At 65.9% G+C, this 13,046-nt stretch carries 10 protein-coding genes and 1 tRNA gene; 4 read left to right on the forward strand and 7 right to left on the reverse strand.

Annotation, left to right across the window (positions count from 1 at the left end; translation table 11 throughout):
- Window positions 1-47 precede the first annotated feature (47 nt).
- Window positions 48-557, reverse strand: a complete 510-nt coding sequence (locus AC13GF_RS15570; protein ID WP_483005209.1) for a hypothetical protein — start codon at window positions 555-557, stop codon at window positions 48-50.
- Between the two features lie 83 nt (window positions 558-640).
- On the opposite strand from AC13GF_RS15570, the gene AC13GF_RS15575 reads away from it, so the two are divergent.
- Window positions 641-1,267, forward strand: coding sequence for a YiiX/YebB-like N1pC/P60 family cysteine hydrolase (locus AC13GF_RS15575; RefSeq protein ID WP_483005210.1), 627 nt, complete (start codon window positions 641-643; stop codon window positions 1,265-1,267).
- 54 nt (window positions 1,268-1,321) lie between these two features.
- Here AC13GF_RS15575 and AC13GF_RS15580 read toward each other — a convergent pair whose 3' ends face one another.
- The 3 genes from AC13GF_RS15580 to ubiA all read right to left on the reverse strand — a co-directional run bounded on the left by AC13GF_RS15580 (window position 1,322) and on the right by ubiA (window position 4,649).
- Entirely contained in the window at window positions 1,322-1,480 is a 159-nt protein-coding gene (locus tag AC13GF_RS15580) for a hypothetical protein (RefSeq protein ID WP_162838410.1), read from the reverse strand.
- Between the two features lie 272 nt (window positions 1,481-1,752).
- Window positions 1,753-3,177, reverse strand: coding sequence for a short-chain fatty acid transporter (locus tag AC13GF_RS15585; protein ID WP_176510700.1), 1,425 nt, complete (start codon window positions 3,175-3,177; stop codon window positions 1,753-1,755).
- A 578-nt stretch (window positions 3,178-3,755) separates the two neighbouring features.
- Entirely contained in the window at window positions 3,756-4,649 is an 894-nt protein-coding gene (gene ubiA / locus AC13GF_RS15590) for a 4-hydroxybenzoate octaprenyltransferase (RefSeq protein ID WP_483005211.1), read from the reverse strand.
- Window positions 4,650-4,798: 149 nt separating this feature from the next.
- On the opposite strand from ubiA, the gene AC13GF_RS15595 reads away from it, so the two are divergent.
- The 3 genes from AC13GF_RS15595 (at window position 4,799) to AC13GF_RS15605 (ending at window position 8,038) form a co-directional block, all read left to right on the forward strand.
- Window positions 4,799-4,875: transfer RNA gene (locus AC13GF_RS15595), tRNA-Arg, on the forward strand.
- Between the two features lie 72 nt (window positions 4,876-4,947).
- A complete protein-coding gene (locus AC13GF_RS15600; RefSeq protein ID WP_483005212.1) occupies window positions 4,948-6,078 on the forward strand; it encodes a helix-turn-helix domain-containing protein in 1,131 nt (376 codons plus the stop codon).
- 82 nt (window positions 6,079-6,160) lie between these two features.
- Window positions 6,161-8,038 (forward strand): aspartyl protease family protein, encoded by a 1,878-nt coding sequence (locus AC13GF_RS15605; RefSeq protein WP_483005213.1) that lies wholly within the window; start codon window positions 6,161-6,163, stop codon window positions 8,036-8,038.
- A 42-nt stretch (window positions 8,039-8,080) separates the two neighbouring features.
- Here the strand turns inward: AC13GF_RS15605 and AC13GF_RS15610 are convergent, their stop codons facing one another.
- From AC13GF_RS15610 to AC13GF_RS15620, 3 genes are all read right to left on the reverse strand, one after another.
- A complete protein-coding gene (locus AC13GF_RS15610) occupies window positions 8,081-8,488 on the reverse strand; it encodes a hypothetical protein (protein WP_483005214.1) in 408 nt (135 codons plus the stop codon).
- A 156-nt stretch (window positions 8,489-8,644) separates the two neighbouring features.
- Window positions 8,645-10,000, reverse strand: coding sequence for a Gfo/Idh/MocA family protein (locus tag AC13GF_RS15615; protein WP_005414778.1), 1,356 nt, complete (start codon window positions 9,998-10,000; stop codon window positions 8,645-8,647).
- Between the two features lie 65 nt (window positions 10,001-10,065).
- Window positions 10,066-13,041 carry a TonB-dependent receptor domain-containing protein gene (locus tag AC13GF_RS15620; protein WP_483005215.1) on the reverse strand — a complete coding sequence of 992 codons (2,976 nt, stop codon included), beginning with the start codon at window positions 13,039-13,041 and terminating at the stop codon, window positions 10,066-10,068.
- Between the last annotated feature and the right edge of the window lie 5 nt (window positions 13,042-13,046).

Raw genomic sequence — 13,046 nt, forward strand, 5'->3', positions numbered from 1 at the left:
TCGAGCCTAGCAGCCACTGGCCCGCCGCGCCTGTGCCGGAACAGGCGTCAGATCGACTCGTCCTCACGCTTGACCAGTGTCCAGCAAGGCGCCTGCGCGAAGGTATAGGTCTGCTGGTCGCTGCTGTCCGGCGTACGGATCTGCACCTGCCGCTGCCCATCGGCCAGGGGGCTGACCTGCATTTCGCGGCCCTGCCCGGCTAATGCGGCAGGATCGGGCATCACCGGCCACTCGACATCGGCCAGCGCCAACCGGCTTTCCACCTTGCGCGGTTCCGGCTCGGCCTCGGCATCGATGTAGCTGTCCAGCAGCGGATCGGCAGTGGTCTTTTCCTGCAGCGCGATCTCGTTGCCGAAATGCTTCAGGAACGTATCGAAGTCCGGGTAGGGGCACTCACTGGGTGCAGCCGCAGGTGTGGGCTCGGCGGTGGTCGCTGGCGCGGCTGGAGCAGGCGCGGCCTCGGCAGCTGTCTGCGGTGTCTGCGGCGCTGGCGCGCAGGCAGCCAGCACCGCGCCGCAGGCAAGCGTCAGCAGAGCGGCAGAACGGTATCGACGCATGGGCTCATCCTGAATCCGGTCCGGTCGCTCCATGCTACCGCGCCCCCCTACAATTCCGGCATTCCGCCTGTCCGAGAGTCCTCATGCATCGCCTCCTGCTCCTGATCGGCCTGCTGCTGCCCGCCCTGTGGCCAGCGGTGGCGATGGCCGTCGATGTCCACGAAGGCGATCTGCTGTTCGTCACCGCCGGCCGCAGCGGCCTCAGTGCGGCCATCGACGATGCCACCGGCAAGCAGGGCGCGCTCAGCTTCGATCACGTCACGCTGGTCGCTTCCACGCCGAAGGGCTGGGAGGTATTGCATGCGGACGAGAAAGGATCGCGCCGGCAATCGCTGGTCGAGTTCCGCCAGGAGGCACGCGCCAAGCAACGGCAGATCGTGGTCTATCGCCTGCGCGCGCCGCAGCAGGCGGCCATCAAGGATGCGGTCGCCACCGCGCGCACGATGCTGGGCAAGCCGTACAACACGTCGTATGTGTTGAGCGAGGACAGCTACTACTGCTCGGACTTCATCGAACGCGCCTTCCGTGCGCACCACGTGTTCGCATTGCAGCCGATGAACTTCCGCAACCCGCAGACCGGCGAGATCACCCAGCACTGGGTGGATCTGTACCGCAGCATGGGCATGGACGTGCCGCAGGATCAGCCCGGCACCAATCCGAACGACATGTCGGCAGCGCCGGTGCTGCAGCGTATCGGCGTGCTGGAATAAGCAAAGCCCCGCACGGGGCGGGGCCTTGCCGGTCACGTTGCATGCGCAACGCGGTCATTCTTCTTCGTCGTGGCCGCCCTGCTGCTGATTCTGGTTGCGCTTCTGCTGTTCCTGCTGCTGTTGCTGCTGGTCGCGGCCACGGCCCTGCTGCTGATCCTGCTGGTTCTGCTGGCCCTGCTGCTTCTGGTTCGGGTTCTGGTTCTGCTGTGCCATGTCCGATCTCCAAAGCCACTCGCGGAATGCGGTGGACGTGGCCATCGTCTGCAGCGAATGGTTAATCATGCGTCGGTGGGCGGCTACATCTGTGTGTACGCCTGTGAATGAACGCGCAGAAGCCCTTGCGGCACAAGCGGCTGAAGAATTCATGCGGGTTCGGCATGTGCTCATGCCTTCGTCAGCCTGCACGCATTCATGGCGTTCGTCGCCGGAAACACGCGCTGAACGAGGCTGGCTTCCCGGCTCATGCAGGGAAGCCAACCCTGCATTCAGGGCATCACCGGCGGCACATACGCCAGGGTCATGCCCAGCAGCCACAGCAGGCCCAGCACCAGCGGGATGTGCACCAGCAGCTGAATGAAGGTGAAGCCCACGATGTCGCGTGCCTTCAGCCCCAGCACGCCCAGCAATGGCAGCATCCAGAACGGGTTGATCAGGTTCGGCAGCGCTTCGGCCGCGTTGTAGACCTGCACCGCCCAGCCCAGGTGTGCCTTCAGTTCGTTGGCGGCCTGCATCACATACGGCGCTTCGATGATCCACTTGCCGCCGCCGGAGGGCACGAAGAAGCCCAGCACCGCCGAGTAGACGCCCATCACCAGCGCGAAGGTATCGGTGCTGGCCACGTGCACGAACAGGCTCGACAGCCGGTGCGCCAGGGTCTGCCCATCGCCGCCGGCAGCGTGGGTGAGGATCATCGCGATGCCACCGTACAGCGGGAACTGGATCAGCACGCCGGTGGTACTGGGCACCGCCTTGGCCACCGCGTTGAGGAAGCTGCGCGGGCGCCAATGCAGCAGCAGGCCCAGCGAAATGAACATGAAGTTGTAGGTGTTGAGGTTGGCGATGGCGGTGACCACCGGCTTGTTGGCGAACTCGTTGAACAGCCAGCCGAACGCCAGCAGCGAGAGCAGCACGGTCAGCAGCGGGCTGTATTCCAGCCATTCGCCCGGGCGCGTGCGTCGCTGCAGCGGCTCCGGCTCGGCCTGCGCGGCACCCGGGAAATCCTCAGCGGTACGCGCACTGCCGGCAGCCGGTGCGGTCAACCAGGCGATCAGCAGCGAAACCAGGATCAGCACCGAGGTCAGCGCGATCGACTGCCACAGGAAGATGGTTTCGGTGAACGGCAGAACGCCGGTGATCTCCACCAGCCCTGGCGGCATGCTGGCCGGGTTGGCCTGCAGCTGCGCGGCCGAGGAACTCAGCCCCATCGCCCACACCGCACCCAGACCGAGATACGCCGAAGCACCGGCCGCGCGGTAGTCCATGCGCAGCTCAGTGCGGCGCGCCAGCGCGCGCACCAGCAGGCCGCCGAACACCAGCGAGAAGCCCCAGCTGAGCAGCGAGGCGAGCATGCTGACCAGGCCCACGTACACCACCGCACCGCGGCCGGTGCGCGGCACCCGGGCGAGGAAGTCGATGAAGCGTGCGACCACCGGCGCGGTTGCCACGGCGTAGCCACCGATGACCACAAAAGCCATCTGCATGGTGAAGGGAATCAGGCTCCAGAAGCCATCACCGAAGGCGCTTGCGGTGGCCTGCGGGGTCGAGCCGAAGCCCATCGCGGCCAGTGCGACGATGACCACGCCCAGTACCGCGAACACGTATGCATCGGGGAACCACTTTTCCGCCCAGGCGGCCGAGCGCAATGCTGCGCGCGCCATCCAGCCGTCCTGTACTGCTGCCGTCGAGGCCATCGCCTACCCTCCCAGGTTCGATGGCTCGATTCTGGGCGGTGGGCTGCGGGCTGTCAGCCACCTATTGGTCGTAGGTGGCGGGATGGTAGTGCCGGCCGCTGGCCGGCAATCTCGGAATCGCGCACGGGTGCAGCCGGCCAGCGGCCGGCTCTACCAGATCCAAGCATCATCGCAGGTGGTGGAAGACGGTAGTGCCGGCCGCTGGCCGGCAACTTCGGGATCGCGCACAGGTGCAGCCGGCCAGCGGCCGGCTCTACCAGATCCATGCATCATCGCAGGTGGTGGAAGGCGGTAGTGCCGGCCGCTGGCCGGCAACCTCGGGATCGCGCACAGGTGCAGCCGGCCAGCGGCCGGCTCTACCAGATCCATGCATCATTGCAGGTGGTGGAAGGCGGTAGTGCCGGCCGCTGGCCGGCACCTTCGGGATCGCGCACAGGTGCAGCCGGCCAGCGGCCGGCTCTACCAGATCCAAGCATCATCGCAGGTGGTGGAAGGCGGTAGTGCCGGCCGCTGGCCGGCAACCTCGGGATCGCGCACGGGTGCAGCCGGCCAGCGGCCGGCTCTACCTCACCTTGGGATCAACGCAGCGCCAGGTCCACAGCGATGCCGGCGAACAGCGCGGCACCCACCCAGTTGTTGTGCAGGAACGCCTTGAAGCACGGGCCGCGCTCGCGGTTGCGGCAGATCCAGAACTCGTAGACCACCAGCGCAGTGGCCACGGCCACGCCGGCCAGGTAGTACCCGCTCAGCCCGCCGCGTACGCCGACCAGCGCCATGGTGGCCAGGAACAGCGCGTACAGCACGCCCTGGATGACCAGGTCGAGATCGCCGAACAGGATCGCGGTAGAGTGCGAGCCCATCTTCAGGTCGTCCTCGCGGTCGACCATGGCGTACCAGGTGTCGTAGGCGGTGGACCACAGGATGTTGCCGGCATACAGCAGCCAGCCCAGCATCGGCACCTCGCCCTGCACGGCGGCGAACGCCATCGGGATGCCCCAGCCGAACGACATGCCCAGATACACCTGCGGCAGATGGGTGTAGCGCTTCAGGTACGGGTAGCTGGCAGCCAGGAACACGCCGATGAAGCTGAGGCCGATGGTCAGCCCGTTCAGGGTCAGCACCAGGCCGAACGCCACCAGCATCAGTACGGCGAACAAGGCGAGCGCGGCACGGCCGCTGATTGCGCCGGTGGCCAGCGGACGCGCCTTGGTGCGTTCCACATGCGGGTCGAGCCAGCGGTCGGCGTAGTCGTTGATGACGCATCCGGCCGAGCGGGTCAACCACACGCCGGCGGTGAACACGAACAGCGTCCACAGCGGCGGCAGGCCGCCCGCGGCCAGCCACAACGCCCACCAGGTGGGCCACAGCAGCAGCAACGTGCCGATCGGGCGATCAGCGCGCATCAGACTCCAGTAATGCCGCCAACGCGGCGTCGCCGGCGACTGCGGCGAAGTGAGGGGGGTATCAGCCATGGCGATAGGATACTCCTGCCCCTCTGGAAGGGCTTTGCCCGTGGGGGGAGATTTGTTCGGCGAAACTGGATAGAATGCCGATCCCGCACCGCTTCATGGCGCTGCGATGCCCGCCCCGGCACTGGCCGACGGCGCGGCGGTTCTACAACGCGCCCGTAGCTCAGCCGGATAGAGTAGTGGCTTCCGAAGCCATTGGTCGGGGGTTCGAATCCCTCCGGGCGCGCCATCTTCCCCTGTGTTGCCTGCACGTCGCCAGCCCGCGCTGGACGTTGCCACGTGCTTCATCAACACTGCGCGCATGACGCCACCGGATCTGCTGAAGCTGGCGGCAGGCGCTGCGATTCTGGGCCTGGCCGCCTTGTCCACCGGCGTGGCCTTCGGTCGCGCCCGGCGTGGCAACCACTTGCTCACCACCTTCTTCGCCTGTTTCGCCGCCGCCAACCTGTTCGGACTGGTGCTGCTGGGTGGCCAGGCCTGGCTGCCGGCCGACGCCGTGCGCTGGCTGCGGGTCATCGAGGTGCCACTGGTCTATCTGCTGGGTCCGCTGCTGTACGGCCATGCACGTGCGCTGCTGTCACCTGCGCCGGACCGCGCATCGTTGCTGCCGCTCGCGCATCTGCTGCCGGCCATGCTCGCGTTCGTCATTTCCCTGTTGAACGCTGTTGCGCCTTTCGAGGCTTCTCCGTTGGGCCATACCCTGTTCCGGCTCAGCTTCCATGGCTGGCTGCTGCAGGGCGCGCCCTACCTGCTGGCCACGCTTTGGCTGTCATTCCGTACGTCCTCGACCACACAGGGAACGGCCATCCAGCGCAGCGGATTGCGCGGGCTGGCAGTGGTGATGGCCAGTTGCTGGCTTGCCAGCGCGATGAACCGGTGGCCGCCGGATGCCGCTCCGCTGATGGCCAGCATCGGGCTCAGTCTGCTGACCACGGCCGGCATGTACCTGCTTGCGTGCCGGGTGGTGCGCCAGCAACTGCGCGCGCCCGTGGGAGCCTCAGTACCGGGCATTGGGAATCTCATCCCAGCACCCATCGAAGACGTCGCCGTCGCACGCTACGAGCGCTCGGGCATCGACGCGGGGCAATGCGCGGCCATCGCCAGTGCGCTGACCGCATTGATGCAGGGCGAACGCCTGCATGAGGCCCCGGGACTCGATCTCCAGAGCTTGAGCCAGCACAGCGGCTGGTCACCCAACCAGGTCTCGCAGGCGCTCAACCAGGGTCTGGGCCAGAGCTTCTCCGAGTTCGTGACCGGTTTCCGCATCACGGCCGCGAAGTCCCTCCTCTCCGACCCGGCTGACCCACGCAGCGTGCTGGACATCGGCCTTGCCGCCGGCTTCGGCAGCAAGTCCACCTTCAACAGTGCGTTCAAGCGCGCCACCGGGCAGACACCCAGCGAGTACCGCCGCAGTCGCGCCACGTCCGGCTGAACGTCCAATCCTTCACGCTCGGTCGAACGACGCCCGCCGCTGCGTTGCCATCAGCGCTCGACCCGACGAAGAAGGTGATGCAATGCGATGGCAACGGATGATGTTCGGCCTGCTGTGGATGCTGGCGATTCCAGTGCAGGCTGCTGTGGATGATGCGGCAAGTGTGCTGGCCAGGGCCCGTGCAGCCAGTGGCGGCGAGCCGTGGCTGTCGGTAGAGCGACTGCAGGCAGAGGGCGAGCAGTCGGTCGGTGGCTTGCAAGGCCGCTGGCAGCTCAACCAGGACCTGCGCGCCGGGCGCTATGCCGAACAGGCGCAGCTGGGGACCTTCACCGTTGCACAGGGTTTCGACGGCAAGCTGTCATGGCGCCGCGACTACGGCGGCGAAGTAGGCCTGCTGGATGGCACCGTGCCACGCCGCACTGCCCGCACGCAGTCGTGGCTGGCCACACGCGCCTACTGGTCCAGCGCCTATCCGGCCTCGCACTTTGCAGGCCCACGTACCGAGGTCCACGACGGGCAGCGCTATGACGTGCTGTCGACGACGCCGGAGGAAGCGGACCCGATCGAACTCTGGTTCGACGCGTGCAGCGGCCTCCTCGGCCGGGTGGTCATCGCCTCCCCTCGCACACCCACCGCTACCGCACTGGAAGACTACCGAAGCGTCGGCGGCCTGTTGCTGCCCCATCGCATCATCACCGATACGCTCGATTCCCAGGGCCGAGCCGATCCGCGACTGCGCAGCCACGTGCAGGTGCAGCGCTACCGGGTGAACAGCCCTGTGCCGGATGCGCTGTATACACCACCGGCGATTTCCGACGATAGCTACATCGATGATGCCAGCGGCACCACCCGCATTCCGTTCGACCTGATCAACAACCATGTCTATATCGAGGCCGAAGTGGACGGCCAGTCGGCGCGATTCCTGGTGGATACCGGCGCCATCAACCTGCTGACGCCCACCGCCGCCAAGCGCCTGGGCCTGGCCACCGCGGGCCGCCTGAGCGTACATGGTGCCGGTGACAACGCCAGCGACGTGGGCCTGGCACAGGCCCGCCACCTGCGCATCGGTGGCGCGCACCTGACCCACCCGGTGTTCCACATCATCGATCTCGGCCAGCAGATCAACTCGATGGGTGTGCCGCATGATGGCTTCATCGGCTACGAGACCTTCCTGCGCTTCGTCACCACCTTCGACTATGGCGCGCGCGTGCTCAGCTTCACCCGGCCAGGCAACTACCAGCCACCCGCCAACGCGGTGGTGCTGCCGTTCGAACAGGATGACCGTGCGCCGGTACTGAATGGCGAGCTTGACGGCATCCCCCTTCGCCTGTGGCTGGACACCGGCTCACGCAACTCGCTGAGCCTGAGTAGTCCGTTCGTGCGTACCCATGGCCTGTTGGAGAAATACCACGCCAGTGAGGAGGCGGTGCTTGGATGGGGCCTGGGTGGCCCGGGGGGCGCGCGACCGGCCCGGCTCGGTGTGCTGCGCATGGGCAGCATCGAGGTCACCGGCCTGGTCGGTGATCTGTCCAGCACCGACAAGGGTGCGCTGGCCCTGGCCGACTACGGCGCGATCCTGGGTGGCGGCGTGCTGCGGCGCTTCTCCATGGGCATCGACTACGATGCCAAGCGCCTCTATCTGGTACCCAATGCCGAAAGCACGCAGGCCGATGCCTTCGACCGCAGCGGGTTGTGGCTGCAGGCCGAGGACGATGCACTGCGTGTGGCCGATGTGGCGCCGACCAGCGCCGCAGCGCGCGCCGGGCTGCGCAGAGATGATCGCATCGTCATGATTTCAGGCGAGCCGATTGTCACGCGGATGCTGGCGGACTGGCGTGCGCTGTTGCGTGAGCGTCCGGTTGGAACGCGCGTGGGCATCCGTTATCTGCGCGATGGCCGGCAGGTGGATACCGAGCTGGTGCTGGCGGACCGGGTGGCTGCGGGATGGCGTGCCGATTGAGCCGGGACCGATGCGAACACAGTAGAACATCATCGATAGCCATCATGGGATGCGACTGCGCTGCGCCGGTTCTGCGGTGCTGCCGGTGGATGGTCTGCCCGGCCTGCGCGCATAGCTGTAATCGGGATCGCGCCAGGCGCGCACGATCGGACTTCGTGCGTGCCTGATCGCGCCAGGGACCCAGGACAACATCAACACCACGGCCCAGATCGCAGCCAACCAGAACCATCGGCCCAAGGCATAGGCCCAGATCATGGGCAATGCAGCCAGCAGCACGATGATCTGCGTATACAGCAGGTAGAACGTGTGCAGGCCCAAGCGGGGATCCGAGCGCAGCACCACGCCACATTCCCTGCATGCCGTCTTCGCCTGCCGTCTCGATGCGGAAAGCAGCGGAAACCGCTGCCCGGCAGCGCCGCAAAGTGGACAGGTGAAGGTCAGCAGGCGCATCAGGCAGCTCCTCTCTGTCGATTGACATCAACTGTCCGGCACGAAGCCGAGCCTAGCATGGGCGTGGCAGGGGGGCGCCACAAACAACAACGCCGGGCAGTGCCCGGCGTTGTGTTAAAAACCAGTCGAGCATGGCTCGACTCTACACAGAGCAGATCAGTACTTCCCGTCGAACGCAAAAATCGGCTTGCGCTGCTTCCATGCGCCAGCGGTGAAGTCCGGGAACTCCAGCGTCTGGAAGCTGTTGGCGATGGACTGCTCGCTCAGCGGCGTGATCGCACTCCAGGTCACCGCATCGTAGATGTCGATCGGCATCGGTGCCTTGGCCTTGAGCGCTTCAACAAATGCATGGATGACGAACCAGTCCATGCCGCCGTGGCCGGCGCTGGCAGCGGTGTCGGCATTCTGCTTCCACAGCGGGTGCTCGTACTCGTCCTGGTACTTCTTGAACTCTTCCCACTGATGCGGCGGGCTGCGGCCTTCGATGTGGATCGAATGGTTCACGTCCATCCACAGGCCCTTGGTGCCCTGCACGCGGAAGCCCATCGAGTACGGGCGCGGCAGCGAGGTGTCGTGCTGCAGCAGGATGGTCTCGCCGTTCTCGCAGGCCAGCGTGGTGGTGACGATGTCGCCCAGCTTGAACTTCACCTTGGTGCTGGGGTGGGTGGTGCCGCCACTCTTGGCCACGGTGTATTCGTGCAGGCCACGCGCCTTGGTCGCGAAGGCATTGATGTGGGTGAAGCGGTTGCCACGGTTGATGCCGGTGTACATCGCGCACGGGCCGATGCCGTGGCTGGGGTACAGCTCGCCATTGCGCTCCACCGAATGCTCGGTGCGCCAGCGGGCTTCGCTCCAGCCCTTGGGACCGAATTCCACGCCGCTGTCGTAGGGCTGGTTCGGGTCGCCGGAATTGAACTTCACGCCGCGCAGGTCGTGCTGGTAGCCGGCCTGCAGGTGCACCAGTTCGCCGAACAGGCCCTGGCGCACCATCTGCAGCGCGGCCATCACATCGCGGCGGTAGCAGACGTTCTCCAGCAGCATGTACGGGGTGCCGGTGCTCAGCTGGGTCTTCAGCACGTCCCAGTGGTCCTGCAGGGTGATGCCGGCCACCACTTCGCAGCCCACCGCCACACCGGCCTGCATCGCGGCAATCGCCATCGGCGCGTGGTATTCCCACGGCGTGGCGATGATCACGCCATCGATGCCCTTCTGTTCCAGCAGACGCTTCCAGGCATTGGTGTCGCGATCCTGGCCATAGGTCTTCGGCGCCGGCTTGCCGGCCTTGGTCACCATCTCCACGGCGCGGCCGAGCATGATCGGCTCGATATCGCAGACGGCGACCACCTCGACGTCGTCGCGGCGCACCAGTTCCTTCAGCAGCACCAGGCCACGCATGCCGGTACCGATCATGGCCAGGCGCACCTTGCGCCCGCGTGCCCATGCCGGGGTCTGCGGCAGCAGGCTGCTGGCGGCGACAGCGGCACTGGCCGCGATGAATTCCCTACGCTTCATGGCAAACATCTCTCCTCTTGGCAGCGTGCCGGCCGCAGCCGGCACGCCAGGTCACGCAAACGGAATTACTTGAACCGATAACCGACAGTCACACTGTAACCACGACCGAAGATGGTCGCGTAGTCACTGGAGTCACCCAGGAAGCTGTTCGGATCGTAGAACGGCAGGCGATCGAACAGGTTCTTGACCGTGAAGCTCAGGTTCCACGCATCATCCGGGCGCCAGGTGACGCTCATGTTGGCGGTCCACCACGACGGTGCGCCATCGCACTTGCTCTTCTGCAGGGCCAGGTAGCCGCCGGTGCAGGTTTCCTTGTTGTTGCTCTTTTCGTCGACCTGGTCGGTGGCCCACTTGGTGCCGCCCACGTAGTTGACGAACATGCTGGTGGTAACCTGCTTGTAGGTCCAGTCGGCATTGAGCGTGGCACGCAGGCGCGGGTTGTTGTAGTAGCCCACCACATCGCCGTAGTACCAGCCGTTGGCTTCATCCATGTAGAAGCGGTTGCGGTTGGCGATGGTGGCGGCCAGGCCGATGTTCAGGTTGCCCCAGTCACCCAGCGAGAAGCGGCTGCGTGCATCGATGTCGAAGCCGTCGATCAGCGTCTTGCCGCGGTTCTTGTACTGGCCCACCACGCTGGCCACATTGCCGGCAGAGTAGCCCGGCAGCACCGACGGGCAGTTCACGCCACTGGCCGGGTCGGCACACATCGCCGCCAGCTGCGCCAGGTTGGCGCGGTCGCTGTCGGTGATCGGCGAGCGCGACGAGGAGATGATGTCTTCCATGCGGCGGTAGTCCGGCGCGACGATCTCATTGTCGCGATAGATGAACCAGTAGTCGGCCGACACCGACAGCCAGGTCGCCGGCTCGTAGACGAAGCCGAGGGTGGCGATCTTCGCCTTCTCCGGCTTCAGGTTCTTGTTCGGCTGGGTCATGCGGGCCACGGTGCGGCTGCAATCCACGTTCAACAGGTTCTTGCCCAGATCGACATCGCCCGGACGCTGCGAGCGCAGCAGCAGGTTGGCGATGGCGTTGGTCTCGTTGCAGCGCAGCTCGTCACGGTAGCCACCCAGCTGGGCGAACACGCCACCGTTGCCGGATTCGGCCAGGCTCGGTGCACGGAAACCGGTCGAGTAGGTACCGCGCAGCATCAGCTGGTCGAACGCCTGGTACTTGAAGCCGATCTTCGGCGCCACGTTGGCGCTGAAGTTCGGGTACTTGTCCACGCGCACCGCTGCATCCAGCTCCAGCTTGTCGGTGATCGGTGCCACGGTTTCGGCGAACAGCGCGTAAGTGTTGCGCTTGCCGTCGAACCAGGAGCCGCCCTGCTGGGAGATCAGGCCGTTGGCCGCATCGGCATTGCCCGGGGTGTAGAAGGTTTCGCGGCTGGCGTTGAAGCCGAACGCAGCGCGCATTTCACCGGCCGGCAGCTGGAACAACGGGCCTTCGATCTTGCCGTCCAGGGTGTGCAGGCGGGTCCACGACTGGATGTCGAAGGTCGGGAACGCTTCACGGATCAATGCGGCGTTGGCTTCGCTGATCTCGCCGAACTTGTACGCCGGGTGGTCGGAGATGATCACGCGGCCGGTGGTCGGATCGACCGAGTAGGGTCCGAACGCCTTCTCGAAGCCCTTGATGTTGACGTTGATCGTCTGGTACGTGGTGGAGTGGGTGCCGGCACTGGCGAAGGCAGTCTCCCAGTTCCAGTCACCCCGGTTGCCACGCGCACCGGCCAGCACGCGGTAGCTCTTGTCGGTATTGCGCTGGCCGAAGTAGTTCGGGCCGGCATCCTGCAGCAGGTAGTTCAGACCGACCACACCGCCCATCATCGCCTTCATTTCCGGGCTGGCGTGGTTGTACTCGTTGTTCGGGCCCAGGAACGGGTACAGGAACTGGTTGACGTTGTTGCCGGTATTGCGCGAGAACCAGCTGGTCGGGTTGCCGGTGGTTGTGCCGTAGGTGCGCGGCGTGCCGCCGTTGGCGCGCAGGTCGATATCGGTGTAAGTCGCCTCGGCGAAGATCTCGGTGCTGTCACCGACCAGGAAGGTGCCGTTGAGGTAGGCGGTGTTGCGCTCGGACTTGGCGCCGGCATCGATCTCGTTGTTCATCCAGGTTTCCCAGACGCAACGCGGGCCGGCTGCCTCACTGGTCAGCACGTTCTTGCAGCCCGGCGCAGCTTCCTGCACGCGGCGGCCGGTGACCGGATCGAAGGCGAAGTAGCTGCCCGGGTTGAATTCGCCCGGCTTGCTGCCCACGCCCAGGCGCAGGTTGTTGAGGTAGTTCGGGTTGTTGACGTAGTACTGGTCGGGCCGCTTGTCGTAGAAGTCACTCAGCGGGATCGCATCGCGGCGGTACATGTTCACCGCGCCATAGATGTTGAAGCGGTTTTCGGCCAGGTCGCCGAAACCGGCGGTGATGCTGGCCTGGCGCTCGCCGTAGGAGTCGATGCGCGAGGAGGTGTCGTTGGTGAAGCTGACCTCGGCCCCCTGGAAGTTGCGCTTGGTGATCACGTTGATCACGCCGGCCACCGCGTCGGTGCCGTACACCGCCGAGGCGCCGTCGGTCAGCACTTCCATGCGCTCGATGGCTGCAGCCGGGATCGCGTCGATGTTGACGAACTGGGTCTGGAAGCCGGCCGGTGCACCGTAGTACGACAGGCGGCGACCGTTCAGCAGCACCAGCGTGCCCTGCGCACCCAGACCGCGCAGATTGGCCTGCGAGGCACCATCGGAACCGGTGAACAGCGAGCGCGCGTCCTGCTGCGCCGGGCGTGCGGCCGGCAGGTTGTCGAGCACCTGCAGCAGCGTGCGCGCACCCATGTTCTGGATGTCCTGCTTGCTGATCACCTGCACTGGCGAGGCGGTTTCAACGTCGGTGCGGCGGATGTTGGAACCGGTGACCTCGATGCGGGCCAGGTCGGTGGCTTTGTCCTTGCTCTCCTGGGCAACGGCGGGAGCGGCAATCGAGAACAGCGCGCCGGCAATGGCCAGCGTCAGCGGAGCGATCGAGCGACAGGGGGGGCGGTGGTGGCGGGCGGGCAACATCGGGG

It is taken from the genome of Stenotrophomonas sp. 22LJNL06-5-1 (assembly GCF_056861455.1).

Coding starts and splice junctions, on each gene's coding strand:
- AC13GF_RS15615 (WP_005414778.1), bottom strand. CDS start 10,000: ATGAAGCGTAGGGAATTCATCGCGGCCAGTGCCGCTGTCGCCGCCAGC.
- AC13GF_RS15610 (WP_483005214.1), bottom strand. CDS start 8,488: ATGCGCCTGCTGACCTTCACCTGTCCACTTTGCGGCGCTGCCGGGCAG.
- AC13GF_RS15575 (WP_483005210.1), top strand. CDS start 641: ATGCATCGCCTCCTGCTCCTGATCGGCCTGCTGCTGCCCGCCCTGTGG.
- AC13GF_RS15580 (WP_162838410.1), bottom strand. CDS start 1,480: ATGGCACAGCAGAACCAGAACCCGAACCAGAAGCAGCAGGGCCAGCAG.
- AC13GF_RS15620 (WP_483005215.1), bottom strand. CDS start 13,041: ATGTTGCCCGCCCGCCACCACCGCCCCCCCTGTCGCTCGATCGCTCCG.
- AC13GF_RS15585 (WP_176510700.1), bottom strand. CDS start 3,177: ATGGCCTCGACGGCAGCAGTACAGGACGGCTGGATGGCGCGCGCAGCA.
- AC13GF_RS15600 (WP_483005212.1), top strand. CDS start 4,948: ATGACGCCACCGGATCTGCTGAAGCTGGCGGCAGGCGCTGCGATTCTG.
- AC13GF_RS15570 (WP_483005209.1), bottom strand. CDS start 557: ATGCGTCGATACCGTTCTGCCGCTCTGCTGACGCTTGCCTGCGGCGCG.
- AC13GF_RS15605 (WP_483005213.1), top strand. CDS start 6,161: ATGCGATGGCAACGGATGATGTTCGGCCTGCTGTGGATGCTGGCGATT.
- ubiA (WP_483005211.1), bottom strand. CDS start 4,649: ATGGCTGATACCCCCCTCACTTCGCCGCAGTCGCCGGCGACGCCGCGT.